This is a genomic window from Paenibacillus sp. FSL H8-0259 (assembly GCF_037963255.1).
Taxonomy (GTDB): domain Bacteria; phylum Bacillota; class Bacilli; order Paenibacillales; family Paenibacillaceae; genus Paenibacillus_AQ; species Paenibacillus_AQ phytohabitans.
The window spans coordinates 8,119,627-8,145,947 of record NZ_CP150147.1 but is presented as its reverse complement, the minus strand read 5'-3'; the positions used below and the strand labels follow the sequence as shown (position 1 = coordinate 8,145,947).

Sequence of the window (26,321 nt, the reverse complement as noted above, 5' to 3'; positions counted from 1 at the left end):
ATCACACCTACATATTTAAGGATGAGATTAGTATACCCCTTGCTAACGATAGCCGTAGCCGAAAATCAGGCACTTATTTTGTATTCGAATGGGGACACTGGCTTTGTGCGTTTTGCTGCAGCATTAATGTCTCTCTTATTTTATGATTAATGGTAATGATTTGAAATTGATATTTATGAAATTCTTAAACATGAAAGGTTGATCCTACTTATGAATGACAACAACATCACCCGCTTAGCCCAAACGACAATAAGGCTTGTACGCTCTTTGCTGGTTGCCTTGATCGTTGCAATGGTGGCCAGCAGCCTTGCAGCCTGTAACAATTCCACCGTAGGTGAGACAGCGAGCGTGTCTGCGCAGCCGACTCAGAAAACGCCTGTGGTGACGCAAGCCTCCGGCAGCATCTATCTGTACGGTGAAGCACATGGCAATGCCAAGATTATGGACAAGGAGTATGAATTGTGGTCTGAACATTATCATAACGAGGGCATGAGACACTTGTTTGTCGAGCAGTCCTATTTCACCGCTGAATACTTGAACCTATGGATGCAATCTGATAATGACGAACTTCTGGAGGAAATCTATGACGATTGGGAGGGGACAGCGGGTCACACTCCATATACTAAGACGTTCTTTCAGAAAATAAAAAGCGAGTGTCCTGAGACGATTTTCCACGGCACAGATATCGGGCATCAGTATGATTCGACCGGCAGTCGGTTCTTATCTTATCTTGAGGCAAACGATCTGACAGGATCGGAGAGCTATACTTTAACAAAAGAAGCGATCCAGCAAGGGCAGTTATTCTACAGCAAGGAGGACGGCATATACCGGGAAAACATGATGACGGCAAACTTTATCCGTGAATTTGAAAAGCTGGGCAGTGAGAGCGTCATGGGCATTTACGGATCAGCACATACCAATCTTGATGGAGTGGACTATAGTACCCAATCCATCCCTTGTATGGCCAATCAGTTACAGAAGCACTATGGCGGCAACCTTCATTCCGAGGACCTCAGCTGGATTGCTAAAGATATTGAACCTACCAGAGTAGAATCCATCACCTTACAGGGCAAGAAGTATACGGCATCGTATTTTGGAAAGGAGGACTTGAGCGGGTTCAAGGATTACGCCTATCGGGAGTTTTGGCGGTTGGAGGATGCGTATGGAGATGTCAAAGACCTGCCACTGGAGGAAAATGTCCTTCCTTACGATCAATACCCAATGCTGATTGAGACAGGCCAGGTCTTTGTGATCAGCTACACCAGAACAGACGGTTCAGTGGAGACTGAATACCATCTGTCTAACGGAAAGATTTGGGAAGGCATGCGTTCAACACAACAATTCATTGCAGACTGAGCGGTTTTCATAGCTTTTCCATAAACATTGTTTTCATAAAATATTAGATAAATCTTAAAATTTATATTCAATAGTGATACACTAAGATCAGGATTGATCCCAAGCAGGTGTGTGGCCAAGTTATGCGTGCCAGAGCAGGAGTGCCTGCATCCTTCCTGCAAATCGTAGGGTAGAAGGACGGTAGAATATGAGCAACCAACAGACCAAAACAGACGTGATTTTAATTGGTGCCGGAATCATGAGTGCAACACTGGGTTCACTGCTTAAGGAATTAGTGCCTGATTGGAGAATCACTGTGTTTGAGCGGCGTGCGGGTGCCGGGGAGGAAAGCTCCAATGAATGGAACAATGCGGGAACAGGGCATTCTTCATTGTGCGAGCTTAACTACACCACGGAGCAGCCGGATGGATCTATCGACATTAGCAAGGCTATCAAGGTGAATGAGGAGTTTCAGTTCTCGAAGCAATTTTGGTCTTATCTGGTGAACAGCAGACGCATACAAGATCCGCAGGAATTTATCGTACCCGTACCACATATGAGCTTTGTCGAAGGACAGACAGACGTAACCTTTTTACAAAAAAGATTTGAAGCGCTTTCAGGACATCCGCTGTTTCAAGGCATGGAATTCTCCGCTGATCCGGTGCAGCTGATGAAATGGATTCCGCTGATGATGAAGAACCGGACACTCGGCCAGCCGGTGGCGGCAACCCGGATGGAGTCGGGAACGGATGTTAACTTCGGGGCGCTGACACGCATCCTGTTCGGCCACTTGCAGAGCAACAACGTCGATATCCGGTTCAACCATCAGGTTGAGGACCTTAAGCGCACGAAGGACGGCTCTTGGGAGCTTAAGGTGCGGAATGCCGGCAACGGCGCTGCTGAGCGGCATACGGCGAAATTCGTCTTCATCGGGGGCGGGGGAGGAAGCCTGCATCTGCTGCAGAAATCCGGTATCCCGGAAGGCAGAGGGATTGGCGGATTCCCGGTAAGCGGACTGTTTATGGTGTGCCGGAAGCCGGAAGTTGTGGCGCAGCATCATGCCAAGGTATATGGTAAAGCAGCGGTTGGTGCGCCCCCAATGTCTGTTCCGCATCTGGATACAAGGGTGATCGACAAGCAAGAATCGTTGTTTTTCGGACCGTTTGCCGGCTTCTCGCCCAAGTTTCTGAAGTACGGTTCAATGTTTGATCTGGTCACCTCCGTTAAGCCGGGTAATCTCGTCACGATGCTGGCGGCAGGCGCCAAGAATATGCAATTGACCAAATATTTAATCGGGCAAGTCATGCTGTCGAAAGAGCAGCGGATGGAAGCCTTGCGGGAATTTGTCCCGAACGCCAAAAGCGGGGATTGGGATCTGGTGGTGGCGGGCCAGCGTGTGCAGATTATTAAAGATACAGCTGCCGGCAAAGGTACACTTCAATTCGGTACAGAGGTGATCAGCAGCGCCGATGGCTCGATAGCCGCATTGCTTGGTGCTTCTCCTGGGGCCTCTACCGCCGTTTCTGTCATGCTGGAGGTCATCAGCAAATGCTTCCCGCAGCATATTGAAGCCTGGGAGCCGAAGATCAAACGAATGATCCCTTCCTACGGCCTGTCTCTGCAGGGCAACACAGAGCTCTTGAACAAAATCAATACTTTAGCAGCAGAGTCGCTAGGGCTGACGAATGGACCAGGGGAGCCTGTGCAGCAGATTAAGGTAAAGCATTCATAGGAGCAGGTGAGAACTTTCCCGGTGCGGAAGGTTCTTTTTTTGTGCGCGGAATTATTCCCTCGAAGCGTTGCAGGGTTTTTCTATTATTTATGGAAATATGTGAGTGCCTGGAATCAAGTTATTGAGGGAAAGAGGGAATGTAGCTGATGTCCAAGATTCAGTTAGGCCGTACCCGGTTAGCAGGAGCGGATGGCATTCGTGCGATCGCCTGCCTGTCCGTCATCCTGCATCATCTGTCACAAAAGCTGGTGATGCCCGCACAAAAGCCCTGGCTTCAAGAAGTGCAGTCGGTTCTCTTGCTTGGGAACAGCGGGGTCAGCTTGTTTTTCCTGTTAAGCGGATTTTTGCTGTCGTTCCCCTTTTGGAGCGCTTACCTGGAAAATAAGCCGTATCCGTCTATCCGGACGTATGCCGTACGCCGCGCTGCAAGAATTATGCCCGGCTTCTATGTATCATTCCTGGTTTGTCTGTTGCTCGTATGGAGGCTGGACATTCCTACGGAGTACCTGTGGCGGAGAATCATAACGGGGTTCACATTTACGTCAGGCTTCCACTATACAACCTTTTTCCCGTCTGACTTGAATGGGCCGTTCTGGTCGATCAGCTTCGAGGTGTTTAGCTACTTGCTTATGCCTGTGTTTATGGCTGTATTGTTTGTGCTCGGCAAGCGGCGTTCGTTCGGAAAAGCGATCTTGTTCTGGGTAGCCGCGTTTGGGTTGGTGCTTGCCATAAACTCCCTCGTCCATCAGTGGTTTACGCCAAGCGGGCAGGGCCGGGGCTGGGATTATGGCCAGATTGGCGGTGCAAAATACTGGATGCCGAATTACAATCCGGTCGGATTCTTCGGCCACTTCGCTATCGGCATCCTGGCTGCTGGTATAACGACCGCGTTCATGCAGCTTGGTGCTAAGGTGGAGCGGCTACGCAAGCTTGGAGTATTCGACGCAGCCGGAGCCGCCGCTTTGGGTCTTGCCGGTCTGTTGATCTGGCGTATGCGCCACCAGGGCGAATTTGACTTCAGCCTCCAGCACCAGCCCTATTACTTCCCGGCTTATGCCATTTTGTTCGGAATCGTACTGCTGTCAGCACCGTTCAGCGTGATCGTAGGGCGTTTGCTGGATAACCGCTTTTTCCGGTTTACCGCGAAGATTTCGTTCGGCCTGTATATTTGGCATTACTTGTTCATCACACTAATCGAGAAGTACGGCATAGCCGATTATCACTATTCCGGGATCAGGGATGTGTGGCGCTGGCTCGGTATCAGTGTAACTGTCCTCGTCATCTCGTATGCGGCGGCGGCAGTCTCTTATTATGTCATAGAGCAGCCGTTCATCCAATGGTCGAAAGGCAAGCCTTTCTTCCGGCGCAAGCGCAAGGATGCATCATCGGTTAGTGCCGCATAAGTCAGCTCATATGCTGTACTGCTTGTTGTACCCGTTGACTTTTGCCAAAGCCTCGTGATACATTGTGCATATACGGAATACACAATTTATTAAGGAGGTAGGGTATGCTGGCATTAGATGTTCGAAATTTAAATAAAAAATATCCGCAATTTCAAATCAAGGATGTATCTTTTCAATTGGAGAAGGGCTACATTATGGGGTTCATCGGGGCCAATGGCGCCGGTAAAACGACCACGATCAAATCGATCTTGAACATGGTTCATGTGGATAGCGGCGAGATATACATTCTTGGCAAGAACATCGCTGATCACGAGATTGAATTGAAGCAGGAAATCGGATGCGCATTCGGTGATATCGATTTCTATACACGCAGCAAGATCAAGACGCTGACCGATATTACCAGGAAGTTCTATAAGAATTGGAATGATGAAACTTACTACAATTATCTCAAACGGTTCAAGCTGGATGAGAACAAAAAAATAGCGGAGCTGTCCCGGGGAATGAAGGTAAAGTACAGCTTGGCCCTTGCTTTATCGCATGGCGCAAAGCTGCTCATCCTGGATGAACCGACCAGCGGACTCGATCCGGTCTCCAGAGACGATCTGCTCGATATCTTTCAGGAGCTCATCATCGGCGGCGAGATCAGCATTCTTTTCTCTACTCATATAACCTCTGACTTAGAACGATGTGCGGATTATATAACCTTCATTGAACAAGGACAAATTATTGCCAGCTCCGAGAAAAATGAATTAAAGGAGTCTTACCGTTTGCTTAGCGGCAGCGAAGCCCAATTAAGCGAAGTGAAGGAGCAGTTGATTTCCTACAAAATCAACTCGTTCGGCTTTACCGGATTGATTCATACCAAAGACATTGATCCATCCTCCAGCCTGAGGGCAACCACGCCGAGTCTTGATGAAATCATGATCTACTTTGCGAAAAAGGAGAATGTATATGTATAATTTGGTGATGAAGGATTTGAAATTAGGCGTAAACCCGTGGTTCTTCGTATTACCCTTAATTATGGGGGGATTGATGCTTATTCCGGGTTGGGTCTACTTTATCGTCCCGTTGTATTTCTGCTTCATAACGATACCGAACATGTTTGGCGGATTCAAAAGCCAGAATGATCTGATGTTCAGCACGATGATGCCCGTGACCAAAACAGACATCGTGAGTTCCCGGATAATCGTTGTCGTCATTCTTGAACTCATGCATCTTCTCGCTGCCATGGTCTTCAGTATATTTACGTTTCGCTTGTACCCTCATCTGACTTATATTTTCTATCCGCCGCATATGGGTTTTTGGGGCTTATGTTTCATCATGCTGGCCATCTTCAACATCCTATTTATATCCATGTATTACAAGACGGCGTATAAGTATGGCGCGGCAACGACCGCATCCACCACGGCTGCCATACTATTTGCCGGATTGGCCCAATGGGCCGGAATCCAAAGTCCCTGGGTAAATGACATTTTCTATGGCTCAGGGACGGATAACACGGCGCTGCAGCTTTCCATTCTGATCGCAGGTATTATCATTTTCATTGCATTCACGCTGATTGCCTATAAGATAGCGGTAAAGAGATTTCTGAAAGTGGAGATATTATGAATGTAACAATTTCGAATACATCGGAGAAACCGATTTATCAACAGCTGTACGAACAGATCAGTGCACAAATTCTGAAGGGAGAGCTGGAAAGCGGATATTGTCTGCCGCCCATCCGGCAGGCAGCCCTGGAGCTGCATGTTAGTGTGATCACCGTTAAGAAAGCCTGGGAAGAGCTTGAGCGAAGCAGTCTGATCAATACGGTAACAGGTAAAGGATGTTTTGTAGCCGAATTCTCGCAGGAGGAGATGCTGCGGATACGCAACGAGATGGTCCTGAAGCAAATGGAGAACGACACCTCCTACTACAAGTCCTTCGGCCTCACCCTGGATGAAGTGATGGGGCTGCTGAAGAAGATTTATTGACAGCTAAAGCCGGTATAAGCAAACGCACAAGCCATTCGCTTGTGCGTTTTGCTGTAGGCTGGAGCTATTGTAACGGAGGTGAATTCATGAGCTTCAAAAAACTTTTTCTCATAGGCATTGCCGTTGCAGTATGGGTTGTGGCGACAGGGTACCTCTTTACTGATATGTACTACAGGGCGAAATATGATATTTTCAAGGAGCATTCACAGTTGTTTGAGATATTGTGTATTGCGAGAGCCGCGATATACTCGTAAATCATTATGAAGGGTAACTGGTATGGGATGACGCTGAAATAGCAGGCTGCTCATTGCTTCAAGCAGACATCATTCATGGATTTTGACATTGTCCAGTATCGTATTTCCCCAAACAGGGAGCAGGCCTGCCTCTCCCGTAAAGCGGCTTCCGGCTACCGAGCCGTCCTGAAAGAAAGCTCCATCAAAGCTGCATTCCTCGAACCGGCAATACAACAATAAGGCACCGCGAAAATTAGCGTTGGCAAAACGGCAGCGTGTAAAGGATACATCGTTCGCTATCACTTTACTTAAGTTGCAGCCTGTAAAATCGCAATTGTTAAACTCCTTGCTGATCCTGGCATTATTCAGCTTGGCTCCCCGGAAAGAACAGTGGCTGAAGGTATGAGTCACATATCTGCTATCCAGTTTAACCCCGTCAAAGCAACAATTTGTAAAGGTTGAGGTGTTCAAGCTTGCAGAATCATCGAAACGTGCATAAGACAGATCGGCATCCTGTACTGTAAGGTATTGTATGGTCTCAGTCAGGGTAACTCCCCGGTAATCATCAAGCCCAGCCTCATTTTGTCCATAGGGGGAGGATGGAAAAGAGCGGTCTTTTTGATGCAGATTAGGTTTGCCTGTAACAGCGGAGAGCAACCGGTTCACTTCATTAAGCTGGTCATCGTTCCATCTTGCAATGAGTGACTTCTTGTTCAACATAGATCCTCCTCTGATGCATAGCTCTTATGGCGATTATACGTAATAATGCTGACTTTGCCAAAAAAGGTAAAAAGAGCTCCATATAGTTTATATAATTAGTATGACTGTAGCCAGAGGCGCAGGATTACCTGTGGCTGGAAGGAGATTATCTATGAAGGATGCGTTAATGAAGCGATTGGAAGTTTTTCTCCACCGGGAGGATAACAGATCATTACTAGGTATTCCGGCGAGCCCAGAGGAAATCGTTAAAGCACAGCAGCAGCTGAATGTAAGCTTTCATGAGGACTACATAGACTTTATCAAAATGTTTGGGGGAGCATATGCAGGTCTTGCAATACATGCATTTTCGAATGGCTCTAGCCTCGGGAACGAAACAGTTGTTGATTTGACGCTGGGGTTCCGGGAGCAATTTAAGAACCATCCTTTTGCAGAGCTTCTAGCAACCTGTTATGTTATTTCCATGGATGGCTCCGGCGATCCGATACTCATTGACCCGGCAGGACAGGTTACTATCTGTTATCACGATAGCGGGGAGAGCAAGCTATTAGCAGACTCTTTCGAGGAATTGATCGAGGATAATTTCTATGAATGGTGATAACCAAGCTCGTCCTCCTGCTGGTTCGGTTAGAGAAGCTGGCAGTTATCCCATCGACCTGACAGGCCCCCGCAGTCACACTCTCGCCATTCAGCCTGGGGTGGGCAGTCTTTCCATCGGACCTGCGGAATTGGGGAAGAAGGCCGAGCTTCATGTTGAGCCTGACGCGCAGATCGATTGGACCGTATTCGATGCCTTCGCCACACCGGCCGGCTCGCCCTGGCCGCGATTTCTACACTATACAGGAGATAATACGGGCTTCTTTGACTGGGCGCAGGAACGTCCCGTTGAAGAGCTGACATGGACACCCATCCTGTCTGCAGACATGGCAGCAGACGCCAGCAAATCCTCTATTCACGGCTTGCATATCGTGCTGAAACCGTCCGGGGGGCACCTGACCCTGCGGCTTCCGGAGCGTGATTTCCGCCTGAGTGTGTCCGGTAATCTATCACACTTGTCGGCTACGGGCGGTGTGCCATCTTCTCTGACACTGGCGCCACGCACTAGCAGGCGCAAGAATGATGCTCCATTCTTGCTGCCCGGCCTGGGTGAATTGCACCAAGTGACAAGCCTGACGCTACAGAATGCGCCGCTGGGACAGCCCATCTCGCTGGAGTGTCTAGACCGGTTCCCGGGCCTTGACTCACTGAGTTTGTGGGGGAACTTCTGCGGCTTGGACCTGTTGGCCCGTCATGTCCGGTTAAGAAATCTGGAGCTGCGTTTCATGCCGGATTTGGGGGATTTGCCGCCCTTGAGTGCCTGGCCGCAGCTTAGCAGGTTTATCGCCTACAATGTGGAAGAGATTACGGGCAAGCGCCTCAAGCAGCAAATGAAAGCACGCGCTAACACCCGCCCGTGGACCGAGCATGCTTCGGTGAGCCAATTGCGAAAGCCGGAGTGGTGGACGGCCGAGTATGGCCGCCCGTTCTCGTCCTGGCCTAAACGTCTGGCCAAGCTGGCTAACGAAGCTTACAGCACTGCCCAGGCAGCGTTGGCGAAGGCCCGCAGCTTCCACGATGCAGAGGCTGCCATTACTGCTTTTACCGTACGCTTCAATACCCTCAAGGGCATCGAAACTACAGAACGCGAAGACCTTAGCGAAGCGGTATGGCAACTCAGCCAGTCTGAACATCTAATTGGCCAGCCTGTAACAGAGGAGATGGCCCAGCGCTGGTTCGATGCAGCGCGCGATTACTGAAGAATGAGGAAATGAAGGAGGGGTTCACCCCGTGGGGAGATCATTTGCAAATTTGCATATCAAGTCGAACAATCTTGAGAAGACTGTCGAGGCTTTAAGGGAGCTAAGCGAAGGGCATGCTTCAGTGTTAGGCAAGTCAAAGGACGAGGCTCCAGAGAGCAAAGTTGTCATATATGTAAGCAAAAGTAATGAGAACTGGATCAGCGTGCTCCATGACTATTTTGTATGGGGTACGGTCAAGGAGATCGGCAGAACGCTGTCCCGGCTTACCCGAGAGCCAGTAATGACTGCCGGATATATAAATGAGGAGATATTCGAGTTGTCGTTGTTCGAGAATGGAGACATTCAGGCTGAAAGAATCTTTTGTGAGCAGTGGACGAGGGATGAATATGAACAACTTCAGGAAGAGCGCATCGATGATGACTACTTGCAGCGGGCGCTGGATATCCGCCATGAGGATTTTGACGGCTTTATTGGGATTACCAGCCCGGAACAAGCCGTAGATAAGCTGTCAGAGCTTGTAGGCATGTCTTTGTGGTGCGATTGGGAGTGGGTCCCGTACGAAGAAACGCTCGGAGAACGCTTCAAGAAATATGAATTTTGAAGGAGTGCCGGTGAATCAGAAATGGACAAATGAAAGCATAGCGGATTATATAAATAGGAGGATCACGTGTGCGGAAAATATGGAAAAAACGGATTCTGATCAATAATCCGGCTACGCTGGACCGGATACAGATGGAGCAGGATTTGCGCAGTGGCAATCAGGTCATTGTACAGTTCTCACACCCCGAGTTCTATGGCACTATATTGGAAGAAGTGGATGAGCTTTGTGCGCGCTGGGATGAGAATTTCGGAGTTCGCTTCTATGCCCACTATTCGCTGTCTTTTGATTGTCATACGCTCTTGCGGGTCCCTAATGTCAAAATGCTGCACCTCGATAGCCTCACTCAGGCCCATCACACCGATGCCTTGGACCACTTGGAGCACCTGCGCAGTCTAAGTATAGGCATATACGAGCTGGAGAACCCGGAAATTCTGGGGCTTGATACGTTGCGCACTCTGAATAAATTAACCATTATGTCAGATAAAAAAACGCTCAACCTCCAGCATTTCAAAGAGTACTCCGATCTGGAGGAGCTTCATGTAGGGGGCAAGGTTAAAAACCTTGAGGCTATAGGTGATCTGGAGGACTTGAATTATCTCGCGCTGCATTCAGTCAGCAAGCAGCCCTTGCATTTCGTTAACCGGCTGAGGAAGCTGGAGCATCTGCGCATTCTGCTTGGAGGCCGGGAGAATATTCAGGAAATCGAAGAGAATACCATCGGGAACCTGGAGATCACCCGGGTCCGGGGATTTCATGATCTGACTAATATTGCAGCCTTTCAGGGGCTGGAGAGACTTGTGATTGAGGATCAAATTCAGCTGCAGACAATCAGCTTTGACCGGCAAATGAATGAACTGGAGGAGCTGTCGATCAGGAATTGTAAAGGCTTAACCCGTCTGACGGGAATGGACCAGCTACCTTCGCTGCACACCCTTCGCATTCTCGGAACAGCGATCAATTATGATTCCTTTATCCAACAGAAACTTCCGAATTCTTTATCTTCAGTGGAGTTTGCAACGTTCAAAAGTAAAGCAGACCGGGAAATACAGCAATCCCTAGCGGCACTGGGTTATCAATAAAGGGGGAAGTATTTATGTACATCGTATCCCGGCCTAAACCGCTGTCTGAGGGCCAGAACCAGGTGCTTGCAAAGGAAGCTGCTAATGTGTATCCACCAGCCTACCTTCGGTTCTTGCAGCGATTCGGTGAAGGGACTTATAGAGGGTGGATGAATGTCCAGTTTCCGGATGCGGAGGTGCTTAAGCCTTTTGCGGAGTACGGGTTATGGGAGCATGACGATGACAGTCCTATTACTGAAGAGCAGATTGGCGAGTGTATTGTTATAGGCACAACGGTGGATGGTGATTTTCTGGCCGTGCATCCCCGGATGGATGGTCTGCTCTGGCTGCCCCGGCATGCGGAGCGCGTAGAGGCGATTTCCCTGCAGGCACGGGGGCCGGAAGATGAAGCGATGTACGTCTTGGTGCTGGACGAAATATATCGTCAGGTGTATGGGAGAAGCCAGGAGGAGCCCGTCTATTATGAACCGTGGACGGGTACCCGGAGCCATCACTTTCTGCGTTTACCGCAAGGGCAGGGACTGCTTACGCTGCCCGGACTGGCCGGATTATGCCAAAAGGAATTTCCGCCGGATCTGTCCATTGAGAATGCCTATGCCTGCTTCCTGTTCTACCGGCAGCTGGGCGGCTATGTACGATTAAATTATGCCTACCAGCAAGAGGTGGCCGTCTTCTATGAACAGGATGCAGAGCAGGCGTTTGCCGTTATGGAGCAGTGGCTCTTGTCGAATGGATGCGAAGCGGTTTCAGACAATAACTGATCATCCGGGTGCTGCCCGGCTAACGGAAAGGAGAGTCATGTCATGAAGCCGATGCAAGAAATGGAGTCGCTGGCGTTAGCGATTGCCGATGCTGCCAGAACGTCTTTTCGGACTCTTTTTGAAAATGGTGAACGTTACTATTACTGTACGCTATATACTACCGGCGAGGGACATGCGCCAAGCCTCTCCGCCTGGTCATGGGAGGCTTTGGAGCGGGAAGCAGCCAGACAAGGAGAAGAAAGCGGCGCGCCGGAAGCAACGATTGCGGAGCTCATCAAATGGTCCTACGCCGATTCACCCTATTGCAGCTACGGGGATGAGAACTTTGTCGGCGTCAAACAATTGTTTATGGAGCGCCCTTCCATCTGGGAGCTTGAAGAGGACGAAGGTAACCGCGAGTTTGATATGAGGCTGAAGGCGATGGAGCTGGCTATGAAAATGCTCGATGATCAAGGTGTGTTTATCTTGAATCAACCGCGGGAGTCCATATGCATCCTTGTCGAGGTCATGCCGCCGGATAAGATCAATACTGAAATCGCCCTGCGCTTGAACCATGCAGATTCTCCGGCTATGCAAGCCTGGCTGGCGGAAGCCGCCGAGTAGCAGCATCTGCTTCCGGCAACTCTAGCCGATCCCAAAGGAGGAAACGTAATATGAGCCAAAAGCATGGAATAGACATGCTTGAGGAGCTGCGCTCCGAACTAACCGGATATTGTTACCGGATGATGGGGTCCATCTTTGAAGCGGAGGATGCAGTGCAGGATACCTTGCTCCGCGCCTGGCAGAGCTGGGACCAGATCCGGCAGGATTCTTCGCGTAAGTCCTGGGTGTACCGGATTGCCACTAATGTTTGTTTGGACAGGCTGAGGAATGCCAAGCGGCGGGCACTTCCGATGGATCTCTCTGAACCCGCGGCTATTATTAGGGAGCCCAGTGACAGCTTGCCCCGGAATTCCTGGATATGGCCGGCCCCCGATAACGCTACCGACCCCGCCAACATCGTGGTCAGCAGGGAAACCGTCCGGTTATCTTTTATTGCGATCCTGCAAATACTTCCGCCCCGGCAACGCGCTGTACTGATCCTGCTTGATGTCTTCCGGTGGTCGGCTAACGAGGCAGCACATGCGATGGGAATGACCACGGCAGCCGTCAACAGTGCTGTGCAACGGGCCCGGTCGGGTATCGCCCGGTCCAATCTCCGGTCCGAGGAGTTACAAGGGGGAGATGCCCAGGCAGATCAACAAGTGCTTGCAAGTTATATGGAAGCCTTCGAACAGTATGATATTGATGCATTGTTGGTTTTATTCCACGAGAACGGCAGCTTGTCGATGCCGCCATTTACGATGTGGGTTCGCGGCACCTCTAATTTGTCGTCATTCTACACTATTACACGCAGCCATTGTTTGGGCTCCAGATTGCTGCCGGTCCGGGCTAACGGGGATTGCCCTGCTTTTGCCCAGTATGTACCCGCCGGTCCGGATGGACGGCTGGTTCCGTGGAGCATTCATATTCCGGAGCTGAAACAGGGGAAGATCGCTCATATCCATCATTTCATTGATCCTGAGTTATTTGTGCGATTTGGATTACCGGCAGATTTGGACGCGAGGCAGAATTTTTCAATCGGCCGATGAGTTTGCGGCGGCCGGATCGTCTATACTAATGAATCACAAATGCGGGTTCAATCCAAACTCAAGGAGGAATAATCTTATGACGGTAAAACTTACCCCTTACATTACTTTGGAGGGCCGGGTAAAGGAAGCCATTCAGTTCTATGAACAAGCGATCGGCGCACAAGTCCTCTCTATGATGACTTACGGTGACATGCCGGACATACCCGGCACGTTCACAGACGATCTGAGGAGTCTTGTAGCACACGCCAAGCTCAAGGTTGGAGGTACGGAGCTTATGTTATCCGATGCTCCAGGCGGTTCGCCTGCTGGAAACGGAAAACGGGTTACCATCTGCATTACAACGAATGATGTAGAAGAATCCAAGCGGATCTATGAAGCCTTACGGCAGGAGGGCGAGGTCAATATGCCGTTTAAAGAAGAACCCTTCAGCCCGGGGTTTGGTGATGTAACGGATAAATTCGGCGTGACCTTTCAAATATATACGGAGCTTGAAGATTAAATTACGGATAATGAGCTGCACCCGATGAGGGTGCGGCTCTTTTTTGATAGTTGTGGGGTTATTCTTTATGAAGTCTGAATTTACGTCAGGCGCATGTACACTGGGCATCCGCCCAAGCGCCTTCTCCGCGAATGCATATGATGATTATGCCTACTCACTTGAAAGGAGCGATCACATATGGGATTTTTTCCAACACCGGGAACCGGCGGCGGATTTCCGGGGATTCCGGGAGGACCAGGAGGACCTGGGTTTCCAGGTGGAGGTCCCGGCGGATTTCCGGGCACTCCGGGACCTCCGGGAGGCGGACCGGGAGGCGTTCAGGCGCCGACGTCCCCTCCGCCGCAATTCGTGCCGCAAATGCCGGTTACCACATTCGCCATCGACCCCGGAGGAATCAGACGATGCCTGTTCCGCAACACATACATTTGGCTGAACAATGGCGAGCAATTCTGGTTCTTCCCGATATTCGTCGGGCGCAGTTCAATTGCAGGGTTCCGATGGACCGGTTTCTTCTGGACGTACTTCGGCATTGATCTGAACCGGGTCAGCTCGTTCACCTGCTTCTAATAAGGCAGACAGCGGAAGAGAACAGCATAAGGGCTGTTCTCTTTGTTGCGGTACTTATATAATTGGCATATATATCTATAGCAGCACTGACCAGGAGGACGGTATGCAATTTCAACCCATGTATGAAGGCGGGGAATTATTCCTGCCGGAGATCGAATTCAATATGACACCGGGCCAGCCGGTTGGCATTATAACGGACTTGAAGCGGAAGCAGCTTGTAATGAATCAATTAGCGGAGCATGCCGGGTTTTATTTATTTCGGGTGCAGCAAGGCGAGTACATGCGTTTAACGGTAGAGGAGCTAATCACATTTTTAATTCATGTGTCGGAGAGGCAGGAGCATGCCGCTTTGCTCATGGAGTATTTTGCATTAAAAGAAGAACGGAAGGTAAAGATCAAGGATCTAAGCTCATCCAAAAGGATGTATGTGACCTTGCTGCGCGTCTTTTTTGCACATCAGCCTGCACTTGTCCTGGAGGAACCGTACTTTTATCTGGAAGAGCAGGACCGCCGTCAATTCAAACGGGTTCTGGATGACCTATCGGCAGACAAGCAGATTATAATCCTAACTTCGAATTTAGAGGATGCTCTGATTTCCTGTGATGTCATTTACCGGTTGAATGAGTCCGGATTCCATCCGCTCGATATCCGGGACTCCGAAGAGGACAAGCAGGATGTACATAAACAGGACGAGCCTAATATCACCTTGCAGAAGATCTCTACCAAACGCAATGACAAGGTGATTTTATTTAATCCGCCTGAAATTGATTTTATAGAAAGTGTAGAGGGTTCGATTCTTGTTCATGTGGGCGGGGAGAATTACGATTGTGCGCTGACGCTGACCGAGCTGGAGCAGAGGTTATTGAATTTCGGGTTCTTCAGGTGTCACCGCTCCTACATCGTTAATCTGCAAAAGGTAAGAGAGATTATTACCTGGACGAAGAATAGCTACAGCCTGCGGTTAAACACAAGCCAGGATGCCGTAGTTCCGTTATCCCGCTCGAAATTGCAGGAATTAAAGGCACTGCTGAACATTTAAATGGTACCATTCAGCCGGTTACAGCTACATTTCGGCGGGTTTTGATGGCAGGAAGCGTGCATTCTTTATATATTTATGCCATCAACGCTAAGGATGTGGAGTTCATGGAGGTTATCCAGGTAGAACGTGTCCGCAAGAGCTTTGGACCAAAGGATGCGTTAGCAGATGTATCCTTTTCTATTCCTAAGGGAGAAATTTTTGGGTTTCTCGGTCCGAGTGGCGCAGGCAAAACAACATTAATCAAGATTCTCACGGCACAGCTAAATCCGACAAGCGGACAGGCAAGTGTATTTAACCAGCCGGCGGAGAAGATGCGGCAGTCTGCCCAGAAGATGCGCTTCGGCATTCTGACGGATAACAGCGGCCTCTATGAGCGGTTATCGGTTGAGGAGAATCTGGAGCTGTACCGTAAGTTATACGATCTTCCCAAAGCTGCGGTCGATAAGGTACTGCAGTTTGTGAACTTAAGCGGGGAGCGCAAAAAGAAAGTTAATCTCCTATCGAAGGGGATGCGTCAGCGTGTTATGCTGGCCTGCGCGATTATCCATGAGCCGGAATTATTATTCTTAGATGAACCTACCTCGGCGTTGGACCCGGTGAACTCTGCACATATTTATAAAGGCTTGCGCTACCTGAATGAGAAAGGGACAACGATTTTTCTGACTACGCATGATATGGCGGAGGCAGAATTGATGTGCAACCGTGTAGCCATTCTGTATCAGGGACAAATTCAGGTCATCGGCTCACCGAAGGAGCTTAAACGGCAGCACCGGAAGAATGCAGTTAGTGTTGACTTGACCAACGGGGAAGCTTATGAGCTTCCAATCGGTGGGGAAACAGCTGATCGAATCGCGGATTGGATGAAGCGGGGGCTCATTGACCGGATCGAGACGAAAGAGCCCAGTCTGGGTGATATTTTCATTAAAATGACAGGAAGTGAGCTGCTATGAGTATCTCATTGAAACGGGCCCGGGCGATATTTGTGAAGGATTACAAAGAGTTCTCGCGCAATTATGCGATCTCGATTATTCTGGTATTTCCCATACTCTTCGCATTTCTTTTTCGAAGTGCAGGCTCAGCCTTACCTGGAGCGATCGGTTTTCTTCTGAATACATCGTTAGTGATCCTGACGAGTCTGGCACAAGCCTGCCTGATCGCAGAGGAGAAGGAGCGTAACACTTTAAGGTCATTAATGCTGACTCCGGCCACGACCATGGATGTTCTGATCGGAAAAAGCAGCCTGGTTTTTGTCATGTCCGCTGTTGTTCTGGCTATTTCAACGTATATATTGGGCTATGAGCCAGCTAATATAGGAACGTTTACGGCAGCAATCATTCTTTCGATTATTCTATACACAGCAGCCGGTACAATCTGCGGTTTATTCTCCAAGACGGTGCTTGAAGCCTCATTATCTATACTCCCGGTGGCGTTCATATTTACCGGTGCACCCTGGGGAGCAGTACTGGCCAAGGATTACCCGGTCTTCAAGGTGCTGGATTACATGCCAAGCAGCCAGCTTGTGCATTTGCTGGGTCTAAGCGATACAGGATATACAACGGGAGATGTCTTGAAACCCCTTCTCATTATTTTGGCATGGACGGTTGTATTAACGGTTGTGTCGGTTGTTCTGTATGTGCGGCGGTTGAAGGACGAGTAAGGGAGCTCTGAAGGGACTTTAGCCAGCCTCCGGTGGGTCTTTGGTAGGGCCGAAACAAGCGGCCGACTGAGACTATACGACGATTATTGTCCAGTTGCAGTTCTGATGTTGTCATAACGGGGCACGCTGGGTAATAAAGATGATTAGAACTTACGAATTTGGCTGAATTTGGAGCAAGAGCCAAGGAAACGGAGGGAAAGATCATGGCGGCACAGACAGTATCAGGCATTAGCTCCGTACAGCCCATAGCGGCCTATGGCGGTACACAGAGTGATGTCAGTTCCCTGGAGAAACAGCGCAACCAGCTGATGATGGAACTGGATAAAGTGAATGCGGCGCAGGGAAGTCAGATGCAGACTCCGTACCGGCGGGAGCAGCTGCAGCGGCAAATCCGGCTGCTGGAGTCCCAGCTCGTATTGAAGAGCGGAAGCAGCACCCCTGCCAATTTCGTACCGGCATCTCCGCTTCAGGATCACCTCCCCCTCTGGCGCAATGAAGGAACGGGAGGCTTCAAGGGTATCGGTCTCACCGATCCCCGGACGGCCACGGTGGACGCGGAGGGCCATTTCAACGCATTAATTTAAGCTAGAGAGTGAAGGTGCGGCGAGCGTCTGGTGATGAACCGGGCTTGTCGCACCTTTTTTGTGTGAATAGGCGGGCCTATAGGAATGGGAAAAAAGAGCGCAATAGACCGCGCTTCCTTGGCGGAGACGTCAGCCTGCCGGCGGCAACCGGATGAAGCTCTTCATACGTGGAGAGGGATTTACTGCCGGGCTTCTGCATCGTTTCCAGCGTTGCGGATAATTGCTTAATCATTACACGCATATCTTCAAGTTCAGCACGCTGCTGGAGCAACTGAATCGAAACCACCTCGTTTGCTTTCTGATCCAGTGCGTGTTCAATATACCCGATCCGGGACCATATTTTATTCATAGGGTCATCGTCTGTATCCGGGCTTAGCTTCTCTTGCAGCGGACCCCTTGGCAGGTTGTCCTTCGTGAGATCCAGATGGATGCCTTCCAGCGCTTCCCCCTGATTAATACGGTCTTTAATATGATTGAGCTGGCTGATCTCCCGCTTCGAGAAGGTATAGTGTCCAAGACGGTCCTTTGGAAAGAAATCGGGGAACATGGCCGCCCAGCGTTTGATCGTAGTCTGGCTAACGGACAGCAGCTCCGCAGCTTCCTTTGTTTTCAGAATTTCCATTTCAATCCCTCCAGTTTAGTAGTCCTTCTATGAGTAATTCGTTGTTCTTTGGCGGCCCCCTGCACAGGTGACAAAGGAAGTGCTGATTCGCTAAGCAAAGTGTTATTACGACTTTTCCTGCTCTCCAGAGAGCAACATCCCGCCAATCATCAGCGACGAGCGGTATCAACCGTTAGCGTGGAGCTCCACGGAGGCGGGCAAGCCGGGAACGTTTACCATTACTGATGTGGGATATGAGGCCGAGTACCTTCCCTCTGTGGCAGGCGCTGGACGCCGAATGATCACCTTTTAAATTGCTCTAAAGAGGCTGCAACCTATAGATAACTTCACAATCCTGGACAGTAAGAAGCTTATCACTTCTTATATGCCAGGGTTTTTTATGAGAGAATTATAGTATTCGTGCAACCCATTTTACGAACTGTCTACTATATAGATAAGAGCTTTTATAAGGAGAATAGCAGATGGAAGATCAGGCAATAGTCCACCTATACTTACAGCGTTCACAGCAGGCCATTGTAGAGACCAAGAATAAATACGGGGCTTACTGCAGAGTAATTGCCCGAAACATCCTTTCGAATCTCTCAGATATTGATGAATGTGAGAATGATACATATTTGGCTGCGTGGAATGCAATTCCGCCAACGATGCCCGGGAAGCTATCTGTATTTCTAGGAAGAATCACCCGTAATATAGCGCTTGATAGATATAGTTATAATACAGCCAAGAAACGCAACCGTCAGTTTGATGCCATTCTAACCGAACTGGAAGGATGCATAGCTTCCCCGGATACGGTTGAAGGTGAATATGAAGCGGGTGAAACCGCAAGCCTGATCAATGAATTTCTATATGGCATAGAGGAGCAAGCCAGAAATATATTTATTAGGCGGTACTGGTATTCAGATTCCATAGAGGAACTTGCTATGAGATTTCAGATGAGCAGCAGTAAGGTGAAGTCCATTCTTTTCAGAACAAGAAATAGGCTTAGAGTTCATTTAGCCAAGGGGGGAGTTCACCTGTGAAAAGAGAAGAGTTATACCGCGAAATCGGACTCATTGATGAAGATTTAATCGAAGCAGCCGGATCGGGCGGAGCGGAGAAAAGGAAGAAGGGCTTTTCTAAAAAATGGGTGGCTCTGGTTGCCTGTCTTGTACTCTATAGTTCAACCGCTTCTGCGTTATTAGCAACCGAATATTATAAGAAGCAGAACGAAGAGCCGTATATCCGTTATCTGAGAGCTGAAGACATGGAGTTACTGCCCGCTCCCAAGTATGATGGGATGAAATTTCTGCAGGCCCTCAAAAGTGATAATGAAGAACATGTATATATTGCTATCAACCGGCTGGTGGAAGGCTTCAATGATCCAAGCTTAAGAGCAAAGGCGTTGAATAAACTTCAGCCGTTTGCACGAAATGAGAATCCCAAAATCGCCGGTGCGGCTGCTTTTGCCATAGATATTCTCTCACAAAGTTACCGGAGTCCGTATATTGTTAAACTGGCAGACGGCAGTATGTTATTTACGTTATTTAATCATTATTCGGATTATGGAAGCCAGAATGTCCTATGGAGGATCAAAGACAATAAGCTGGAGGAATATTCAAGCTTCTCTGCACCCTCTATGTATATCACAGAGATGATTCCTTCCCCCGATAAGAGGTTAGTTGCGGTCGTCACCTGCTCTAATAAAAGTGAATTTGTGCAGATTATTAATGTGGAAGCAGGAAGAACCAGTCCGGAATTAATAGAATCCGCAAGAGTCAAATATGGGGCGGAGCAAGAAATAGACACATGGATCCGCCCGGATTATGAAAATTATAGTGATGCCAGTAACATCGTCTGGAAGGACAATGATACCTTGGAGTTCAAGGGTTCCCTGGCCTATCAGGATACGGAGATTATAGAGAATGTCAGTGTAACGTACCAGTTTAGCAGCAAGGTAATGGAAGTGACCAAACTTAACTAGTCTGCGCAATGCACTGAATATAAGAGAGCCGTGAGCCGCCTGTAAGGGCGGCTTTATATTTATCTATTTAAGGCGGCGGGTTAATGCCCAGAACAGCAAAGCCAGGGCACTGACCATTGCACCTAACAAGCATACTCCGTTCCAGCCTGAGTAAGCATAGATGCTGGTAGATGCGATGGACCCGGTGGCGCTGCCAATGGAATAGAAAATCATGTAACCGGCAGTAAGCCTGCTGCGTGCCTCCGGGTGCAAATTAAGAATCATGCTCTGGTTGGTGACATGCACAGCTTGTACTGCCAGATCAAGAAGGATAATACCTGCGACTAATGAGGGAAGCGAATGCTCCGTATAACTTATGGGCAGCCATGACAGAAGCAGCAGAATCAATGCAGCGCCAGTAGTCCTCTGCCCTAAACCCCGGTCGGCAAGACGGCCTGCCCGCGCTGCTGCCAATGCTCCAGCCACTCCGGCGAGTCCAAACGCGCCAATTGCAGTGTGGGATAGAGACAGCGGCGGAGCGCTGAGCGGCAGCACCAGGGAAGTCCATAATATGCTGAACGCGGTAAAAATCAGCAGAGCCAGTACAGCGCGGATGCGCAGAATTCGCTCCTGTGCGAATAACGTGAACAGCGAACGCAGCAGCTGCAGATAGGACAAGGCTTCTCTTGAGGGCTCATCCTTGGGCAGCACCCGAAACAATACGCCAGCCATGATTAGTGTTAATCCCGCAGAGACCAGGTAGACAGAGCGCCAACCGGCTACATCCGTCAATACACCGGCGAACGTCCGTGCAAGCAGAATTCCAATAACGATTCCGCTGGTTACCACGCCCACGGTACGTCCGCGCTCAGCCGGGTCTGCCAAAGTTGCCGCGAAGGCAACCAGTGTCTGTGTGACTACGGCAAGCAATCCAACCGCAGCTATGCTTATGAATAACACCCTGCTGGTAGGGGCGGTGCCAACCACAATCAGAGCCAGGACGGATATTAGCATCTGTCCGGCGATCAGCCAGCGCCGGTTCAACAAATCACCGAGGGGCACCAGCAATAGCAGTCCAAGCGCGTAACAGACTTGAGTAATGGTAATAACAAGGCCAACGGAGGAAGGAGTAATCCCGAATTCTTGTGAGATAGCGTCCAGCAGGGGCTGCGCATAATAAATATTGGCGACTGCCAGTCCGCAGGCGATGGCAAATAAGAGCGCAACACTCCGGGACATTGGAGATACTGGAGCAGATTCGGATGCTGCATGCGGTTGTTCGACTACCTTTTCCAAAGAGACACCTCCTTAAATTCTATGTGGGCAAGAGATTTCATACTGAACGGTATAAAATAATCCCTGATAAATGTAACTCTGATAAATGATAACTGTCAAGATCTATTGCATAATCTCAATTAGATTGACAATGCAATCTGTGAACAATAGAATTATAATATACTGAACGATATGAAAAGAGGGGTTATATTGGCCCGGCAACGTGAATTTGATGAAGACAAGGTGTTGGATGCAGCGATGCAGCTATTCTGGGAGAAAGGATTCGAAGCTACCTCTTTGAGCGATTTGACTTCAAGAATGGGCATTCAGCGCCCCAGCCTATACTCCGCCTTTGGAGATAAAAAAGGACTATTCGAAGCTGCGCTGCGCAAATATACGAGTGCTCACGCTGCCTCTATCCGGGGTAAACTCCAGACTAATTCTTCTGTTAAAGAGGCATTCCGCAGTTTTTTTGAGAATCTGGTGGCAAAGGAATATGGGAAAGATCCGAACTGGGGATGCTTTTGCCTCAACTCGATGGTGGAGCTTGCGCCTCATGATGAGAAATTTGCGATCCTGACCAGAGAACATCAGATGTATCTCTCGGTAATCTTCCAGGAAACGGTTGAACGGGGGTTGCGTTCAGGTGAGCTTGATCCCGGCATTAACGCAAAGAGTCTGGCGCAGACACTGGTCATATCATTAATCGGACTGACTGTGTTCATGAAATCCCGGCCTGAGCGGGCCTTTGTTGATAATTCTGTCAGAGAAATATTGACATTGTTGAGATAGAATCATGAATAGGGGAATCTGATTAGAGGGGTTGGCTTAGAATGCTGCTGACGACTGAGGACCAATTAATTGGCGAGATCGCAGGCTGGCTGAAGAAGCATTTTGAGGCTGAGCTGCTGTCTGCCGGGCGTGTGAATCGCGGACTATTGAACGAGAAGTGGATCATCGGGACGAATAAGGGACGGCTATTCGCCAAAAGCTATCACCCCGGGCGGTTCAAGATGGAGGATCCGGAGTTTCGCGGCAAGATTGAGAATGCGCTGCAGCTGCAGCTCCTGTGGTATCAGTCGGGAGGACCGTGTCCCGAGCCGTTAACGCTGGAAGGGCGCTGCATGCACATCCTGCCCTGCGGAAGATACATGACCGTCATGACATGCTGTCCGGGTGCTATGGTACCCGCCGGCAGAATCGGTGAGCAGGGAATGCATTCACTCGGACGGGCTGCTGCGGATATGCATACCGTCTGGGGTGCCGCGGCGGCATCGGGGGTCGGGGCAGCAGTGCCGGCGGGTAAACCGGCCTGGCAGTTGTCGCGCGAGGAGATGGAGCTCGCCTGGGAGGTAAGCTGGGAGGCAGCCCGCGGCTCGTCCGGGCGTGTCCGGGACGCGCTGCAATTACAGAAGGCGGTTACTGATTCACTTGGAGATCATGACTTTATGCCTCTGACAGCGGGCTGGGCCCACCTTGATCTGTGGGCGGACAACCTGCTGTTCGAAGGGGATGCGCTGACAGCCATCGTTGACTTCGACCGGGCACGCTACTCGTTTCCGGCGCTGGACCTCGGGCGGGCGGTCCTCTCCGGCACACTCGGCGGGAGCGGATTCCGCAGGGATGCGGTTGCTGCTTTCGCTGAAGGCTACCGTAGTGTACACCCGCTGCCGCCGGGCGCTCTTTTGCGGGCAGTCAAGTATGTCTGGTGCATCGAGTCGCTCTGGTGGATCAAGCCGCCGCTCGATTCGTCGAGCAGGGTCCCTGCCCGCTTTGCCGAAGAAATGATTCATACTGCGGAGCATTGGGATCAGCTTGATACACTTCTTGGGGATATTTAGCTGGGTGCATTCGTCTGATATGGGGAGGACATATTTGACGCCAGACCTTCATCCCCATTAAAAAAGCTTTCCACAACCCCCTCCCGGGCGATTATGAAAAGCTGTCTTACATACGGTGTTTATTACACTCCCCTAGAATTTCTCCGGGAACTGCTTGATAATGCCTGATGACAGAACATCCGCTAAATGAATCATATGGACCTCATTCTTGTCGGTCGCGGCAATATCTGCTTGCCAGTCTCCCTTAAGGCAGCTCAGCACAATGTCTGTAACTAACTGAAGGTGTGTATACAGCATCTCTTGTACCACTTTAAACGGCCAGTTTGGATTCAATGCGCTCAAAAAAGTTGCAATCTCATCGGCATTCTTATGCCAATCGTCCTGCAGCTTCTTCACATCAGCCTGATTGCCCGCTTTGGCGGCTGCTACAATCTTGCCTGCAATCCCAATATGCTCTTTCAACAGCTCCGCCAGCTTATTGCCTGCAGCCTCCCCGTAATACGGTTTGAATACATCGCCAATGTCCTGCTGGTTTCTCAGCAGCCGGTTCAGTACGTCCTTCTGGTCCGGGTTATTGGAGATGGCACTGACAATATAGCTTCGCGTCCATATGGTATGGTCAATCCATACCTTCTGCATATCGCTTTTCAGCTGAACCATCTTGGGGCTGAAGCAAACCGCTTCTTTCTTGTCGCCAGCCTGTGCCTGTAGGGGTCCTGCTGCTTGCGTCAAGGTGAGCATGAGCACCAATGTTAACGCCAGCAGCCATTTGTTTTTCAAATTCATCTGCTCCTTTATGTGTGCGAATGAAATGGCTTGTATTATTATGGCTGAAGCGTGGGGTTATATGCAGAGAAGACTTGTCCACTCCTCTTTTTGCAAATAGTATAGATTCATAAGCGTCTCATTCTGAAAGGGTCAGGCAGGTGGAGCTATGGGCCGCACTAGAATCGTCTTTATAGGTATTGCAGCTGCAGTGATAATTGTGGCGTTAGGGGTGATCATTAACTATAACCATTCCAGCACGAAATATAATGTTTACAGGGATCATCGTGAGCTGTTTGAGGCTGTGAAGGATGAGACCGGGCTTCTTATGACCAGCCGCGATAACCGGAGTGATATAGGAAATACCTTTATCTACTCCAATAACGGAAATGCTGTGGGCCATCAGTTCCTGGATGGTGCGAATGCGGATCTGCAGGACAAGGTAGGACAGATTATTGCGGTATCAGAGGACAAGCTGAACTTTCTTAGGTACAGCAGACAGGATGGGAAGAGCCTCCTAAGGTTCGTGTTTGACTGGGAAGGCGAGAACGGCAACACCTATCATATCGTGTATTGTGACAGTCAGGATCTGGTCGAGAAGGCTTACAATGAGGAGCCTGCTAACTACAAGCTGGATCAACTGGCGGATGGCTGGTACGGGATAGAGATCAAGTGATCTTGCTCTGGGTAGGGTTAAATCCGGACCTGTCAAAATCAACCTCTTCAATAAATTCGATAATTTCCCCGTTAGGGCTGTGAATGAGTGCGTTCTTCACCAGCAACGGCGGTTCGCCAAGTGACAGGGTATCCGGTTCTACGAAAGTCCTTGCTCCGTGAGCAAGGGCTTTTTGATATATTTCCTCCACATTATCTACATAAAAGGCAAAATGCAATAACGCTCCGTGGGCTATTTCTTCTTCAGATGAAGCTTTCTTTCCCTGAGCAGGAATCACGGCATCGTTATCAAAAATTTCAAGGCAGGTTCTGCCGTCCGGTGAAATCAGCATCGAAGCTTCCTGGATGTGAAATGAGGGCAGACTCCAGTGATGGCCCCGCTTAAACCCCAGAACTCCGGTATAAAATGCAATAGTCGCTGTATAATCTCTAGCTTGGATCGCTACATGTGCCAGACCTTTTACGCCCATCTCATTACCGCCCCCTTATCTGATATAGATTAATTATAGATATAATAGAGCTTGAGATATATGTGAATAACAAGGGATTTATAGTAGTATAGGCTTATATTATGAGGTGATTTAGATAATTTAGTTTATTAACTAAGGGGGTGCTCTGGATAGATAATCTTATGGATGACATTGATACAAAAATCATGACCTTACTGCAGTACAACGCACGAATGTCAGTAGCTCAAATCAGTAAAGAGGTGTCCATGTCGCAACCTTCGGTGAAAGAAAGAATGATGAAGCTGGAGGAAAAGAATATCATTTCCGGCTATGTCACTACGTTTAGTCTGCGGGAGCTGAACCGGGGGACGACAACTTTTATCCTATTAAAGACAGAGCATTGCAACGAGCTCACTGACTTTTGCCGGGAGGCTATTGAAGTAACGGACTTATTCCGTATCAGCGGAGAATATAATTATCTCATGAAGGTGCAGACTGCATCGATTGAAGAGCTTGCTGAATTTCAGGATTCGCTGATTAAGTTCGGCCCTTCCAAGTCGCATATCAGTCTGAAGAATATACTGGAGAACAGGGTTTTGCTGTAAGAGTTATTAATATTCCCGGATAAAACGAAAAGGTGGGATTATGGCATGAGGATGAAATTAGAGGGGATTACTGTATTGGCGCTGGATGTTGCCGTATTAACCGGCTTTTATCGGGATGTGCTGGGGTTTAAGATTGTTGTGGAAGAGGAGCATTATGCTGAATTTGAGAATGAGGGAGTTCGTCTGGCGGTCTTCTCGGCACCCCTAATGGCAGACAACACGAATGGCCATCATTCTTTCTTGGAAGAGCGAAAGGGACAAGCCTTCGAGCTCAATTTCGAATGTGATTCTCCCGAGACGGTCCGCGTAAAGTATGATGAATTTGTTGCAAAAGGGGCTACAGGGATAACTGCACCGAAGGTGATGTCCTGGGGGCACACTACGGGATTCTTTGCAGATCCGGAAGGCAATATTCATTCCCTCTTTGCGGTTAACCCCGTTAGAGCAGAGAATACATGAGAGACCCGGCTTGGAGAACCATAGCACAGCAGACCGCTATCCAAACAGGAGGGCGGTCTATTTCTATTTTTTGGCGAGAGGAGA

Annotated in this window: 32 protein-coding genes; 27 read left to right on the top strand and 5 right to left on the bottom strand. The window is 49.3% G+C overall.

From position 1 onward, the window contains the following. Positions 1–210 precede the first annotated feature (210 nt). The 7 genes from NSU01_RS35110 (at position 211) to NSU01_RS35080 (ending at position 6,694) form a co-directional block, all read left to right on the top strand. Positions 211–1,356 (top strand): hypothetical protein, encoded by a 1,146-nt coding sequence (locus NSU01_RS35110; RefSeq protein ID WP_179093501.1) that lies wholly within the window; start codon positions 211–213, stop codon positions 1,354–1,356. A gap of 187 nt (positions 1,357–1,543) precedes the next feature. Continuing rightward, the gene (mqo, locus tag NSU01_RS35105; RefSeq protein WP_076243704.1) at positions 1,544–3,067 is read left to right on the top strand and encodes a malate dehydrogenase (quinone); all 1,524 of its coding nucleotides are present in this window, start codon (positions 1,544–1,546) and stop codon (positions 3,065–3,067) included. A 146-nt stretch (positions 3,068–3,213) separates the two neighbouring features. Beyond that, positions 3,214–4,470, top strand: coding sequence for an acyltransferase (locus NSU01_RS35100; protein WP_076243703.1), 1,257 nt, complete (start codon positions 3,214–3,216; stop codon positions 4,468–4,470). Positions 4,471–4,574: 104 nt separating this feature from the next. Beyond that, entirely contained in the window at positions 4,575–5,429 is an 855-nt protein-coding gene (locus tag NSU01_RS35095) for an ABC transporter ATP-binding protein (protein ID WP_076243702.1), read from the top strand. Continuing rightward, the gene (locus NSU01_RS35090; protein WP_042140540.1) at positions 5,422–6,078 is read left to right on the top strand and encodes an ABC-2 transporter permease; all 657 of its coding nucleotides are present in this window, start codon (positions 5,422–5,424) and stop codon (positions 6,076–6,078) included. Before NSU01_RS35095 ends, NSU01_RS35090 begins: the two co-directional genes overlap by 8 nt. After that, a complete protein-coding gene (locus NSU01_RS35085; RefSeq protein WP_076243701.1) occupies positions 6,075–6,440 on the top strand; it encodes a GntR family transcriptional regulator in 366 nt (121 codons plus the stop codon). The genes NSU01_RS35090 and NSU01_RS35085 overlap by 4 nt, the downstream gene beginning before the upstream one ends. An 86-nt stretch (positions 6,441–6,526) precedes the next feature. After that, on the top strand, positions 6,527–6,694 hold the full coding sequence (locus NSU01_RS35080) for a hypothetical protein (protein ID WP_179093500.1): 168 nt from the start codon (positions 6,527–6,529) through the stop codon (positions 6,692–6,694). A gap of 69 nt (positions 6,695–6,763) precedes the next feature. On the opposite strand, the gene NSU01_RS35075 is transcribed toward NSU01_RS35080, so the two are convergent. Continuing rightward, positions 6,764–7,393, bottom strand: a complete 630-nt coding sequence (locus NSU01_RS35075) for a pentapeptide repeat-containing protein (RefSeq protein ID WP_231575256.1) — start codon at positions 7,391–7,393, stop codon at positions 6,764–6,766. Between the two features lie 151 nt (positions 7,394–7,544). Here NSU01_RS35075 and NSU01_RS35070 point away from each other — a divergent pair, with 151 nt between their 5' ends. From NSU01_RS35070 to NSU01_RS35010, 13 genes are all read left to right on the top strand, one after another. After that, complete coding sequence (locus tag NSU01_RS35070) at positions 7,545–7,988, top strand: SMI1/KNR4 family protein (protein WP_042140537.1); 444 nt, start codon at positions 7,545–7,547, stop codon at positions 7,986–7,988. Beyond that, positions 7,978–9,186, top strand: coding sequence for a hypothetical protein (locus NSU01_RS35065; protein WP_076243700.1), 1,209 nt, complete (start codon positions 7,978–7,980; stop codon positions 9,184–9,186). Before NSU01_RS35070 ends, NSU01_RS35065 begins: the two co-directional genes overlap by 11 nt. A 31-nt stretch (positions 9,187–9,217) precedes the next feature. Further along, complete coding sequence (locus NSU01_RS35060) at positions 9,218–9,790, top strand: hypothetical protein (protein WP_076243699.1); 573 nt, start codon at positions 9,218–9,220, stop codon at positions 9,788–9,790. 68 nt (positions 9,791–9,858) lie between these two features. Further along, complete coding sequence (locus tag NSU01_RS35055; protein ID WP_042140534.1) at positions 9,859–10,869, top strand: hypothetical protein; 1,011 nt, start codon at positions 9,859–9,861, stop codon at positions 10,867–10,869. Positions 10,870–10,883: 14 nt separating this feature from the next. Beyond that, positions 10,884–11,630 (top strand): hypothetical protein, encoded by a 747-nt coding sequence (locus NSU01_RS35050; protein WP_076243698.1) that lies wholly within the window; start codon positions 10,884–10,886, stop codon positions 11,628–11,630. A gap of 42 nt (positions 11,631–11,672) precedes the next feature. After that, the gene (locus tag NSU01_RS35045; protein WP_076243697.1) at positions 11,673–12,233 is read left to right on the top strand and encodes a DUF4303 domain-containing protein; all 561 of its coding nucleotides are present in this window, start codon (positions 11,673–11,675) and stop codon (positions 12,231–12,233) included. Beyond that, complete coding sequence (locus NSU01_RS35040) at positions 12,209–13,261, top strand: sigma-70 family RNA polymerase sigma factor (protein ID WP_256703844.1); 1,053 nt, start codon at positions 12,209–12,211, stop codon at positions 13,259–13,261. The genes NSU01_RS35045 and NSU01_RS35040 overlap by 25 nt, the downstream gene beginning before the upstream one ends. A gap of 76 nt (positions 13,262–13,337) precedes the next feature. Then, a complete protein-coding gene (locus NSU01_RS35035) occupies positions 13,338–13,760 on the top strand; it encodes a VOC family protein (RefSeq protein WP_042140530.1) in 423 nt (140 codons plus the stop codon). 177 nt (positions 13,761–13,937) lie between these two features. Then, entirely contained in the window at positions 13,938–14,327 is a 390-nt protein-coding gene (locus NSU01_RS35030; protein WP_042140528.1) for a hypothetical protein, read from the top strand. Between the two features lie 103 nt (positions 14,328–14,430). Then, entirely contained in the window at positions 14,431–15,366 is a 936-nt protein-coding gene (locus NSU01_RS35025) for a LytTR family transcriptional regulator DNA-binding domain-containing protein (RefSeq protein WP_076243696.1), read from the top strand. Between the two features lie 104 nt (positions 15,367–15,470). Further along, positions 15,471–16,316, top strand: a complete 846-nt coding sequence (locus NSU01_RS35020) for an ABC transporter ATP-binding protein (RefSeq protein ID WP_076243759.1) — start codon at positions 15,471–15,473, stop codon at positions 16,314–16,316. Then, positions 16,313–17,023 carry an ABC transporter permease subunit gene (locus NSU01_RS35015; RefSeq protein WP_076243695.1) on the top strand — a complete coding sequence of 237 codons (711 nt, stop codon included), beginning with the start codon at positions 16,313–16,315 and terminating at the stop codon, positions 17,021–17,023. The genes NSU01_RS35020 and NSU01_RS35015 overlap by 4 nt, the downstream gene beginning before the upstream one ends. A gap of 203 nt (positions 17,024–17,226) precedes the next feature. Then, entirely contained in the window at positions 17,227–17,607 is a 381-nt protein-coding gene (locus tag NSU01_RS35010) for a hypothetical protein (RefSeq protein WP_076243694.1), read from the top strand. A gap of 76 nt (positions 17,608–17,683) precedes the next feature. Here the strand turns inward: NSU01_RS35010 and NSU01_RS35005 are convergent, their stop codons facing one another. Further along, on the bottom strand, positions 17,684–18,229 hold the full coding sequence (locus tag NSU01_RS35005) for a MerR family transcriptional regulator (protein ID WP_042140524.1): 546 nt from the start codon (positions 18,227–18,229) through the stop codon (positions 17,684–17,686). 461 nt (positions 18,230–18,690) lie between these two features. Here NSU01_RS35005 and NSU01_RS35000 point away from each other — a divergent pair, with 461 nt between their 5' ends. After that, entirely contained in the window at positions 18,691–19,248 is a 558-nt protein-coding gene (locus tag NSU01_RS35000) for a sigma-70 family RNA polymerase sigma factor (RefSeq protein ID WP_076243693.1), read from the top strand. Beyond that, entirely contained in the window at positions 19,245–20,189 is a 945-nt protein-coding gene (locus tag NSU01_RS34995; protein ID WP_076243692.1) for a hypothetical protein, read from the top strand. Before NSU01_RS35000 ends, NSU01_RS34995 begins: the two co-directional genes overlap by 4 nt. A 63-nt stretch (positions 20,190–20,252) precedes the next feature. Here NSU01_RS34995 and NSU01_RS34990 read toward each other — a convergent pair whose 3' ends face one another. Further along, the gene (locus tag NSU01_RS34990; protein ID WP_081970592.1) at positions 20,253–21,407 is read right to left on the bottom strand and encodes an MFS transporter; all 1,155 of its coding nucleotides are present in this window, start codon (positions 21,405–21,407) and stop codon (positions 20,253–20,255) included. A gap of 246 nt (positions 21,408–21,653) precedes the next feature. On the opposite strand from NSU01_RS34990, the gene NSU01_RS34985 reads away from it, so the two are divergent. After that, complete coding sequence (locus NSU01_RS34985) at positions 21,654–22,235, top strand: TetR/AcrR family transcriptional regulator (protein WP_042140520.1); 582 nt, start codon at positions 21,654–21,656, stop codon at positions 22,233–22,235. Between the two features lie 41 nt (positions 22,236–22,276). Continuing rightward, positions 22,277–23,284: a phosphotransferase gene (locus tag NSU01_RS34980; protein ID WP_076243691.1), complete on the top strand. Its 1,008-nt coding sequence runs from the start codon at positions 22,277–22,279 to the stop codon at positions 23,282–23,284. Between the two features lie 132 nt (positions 23,285–23,416). Here NSU01_RS34980 and NSU01_RS34975 read toward each other — a convergent pair whose 3' ends face one another. Then, positions 23,417–24,064, bottom strand: coding sequence for a glycosyltransferase (locus NSU01_RS34975; protein WP_179093499.1), 648 nt, complete (start codon positions 24,062–24,064; stop codon positions 23,417–23,419). A gap of 154 nt (positions 24,065–24,218) precedes the next feature. Here NSU01_RS34975 and NSU01_RS34970 point away from each other — a divergent pair, with 154 nt between their 5' ends. Further along, positions 24,219–24,725: a hypothetical protein gene (locus NSU01_RS34970; RefSeq protein WP_076243689.1), complete on the top strand. Its 507-nt coding sequence runs from the start codon at positions 24,219–24,221 to the stop codon at positions 24,723–24,725. Here the strand turns inward: NSU01_RS34970 and NSU01_RS34965 are convergent. Next, on the bottom strand, positions 24,718–25,194 hold the full coding sequence (locus tag NSU01_RS34965; RefSeq protein ID WP_076243688.1) for a VOC family protein: 477 nt from the start codon (positions 25,192–25,194) through the stop codon (positions 24,718–24,720). The two genes, NSU01_RS34970 and NSU01_RS34965, sit on opposite strands and share 8 nt — an antisense overlap. A 161-nt stretch (positions 25,195–25,355) precedes the next feature. Here NSU01_RS34965 and NSU01_RS34960 point away from each other — a divergent pair, with 161 nt between their 5' ends. After that, complete coding sequence (locus NSU01_RS34960; RefSeq protein ID WP_076243687.1) at positions 25,356–25,778, top strand: Lrp/AsnC family transcriptional regulator; 423 nt, start codon at positions 25,356–25,358, stop codon at positions 25,776–25,778. A gap of 45 nt (positions 25,779–25,823) precedes the next feature. Next, the gene (locus tag NSU01_RS34955) at positions 25,824–26,237 is read left to right on the top strand and encodes a VOC family protein (protein WP_042140514.1); all 414 of its coding nucleotides are present in this window, start codon (positions 25,824–25,826) and stop codon (positions 26,235–26,237) included. Positions 26,238–26,321: the final 84 nt, after the last annotated feature.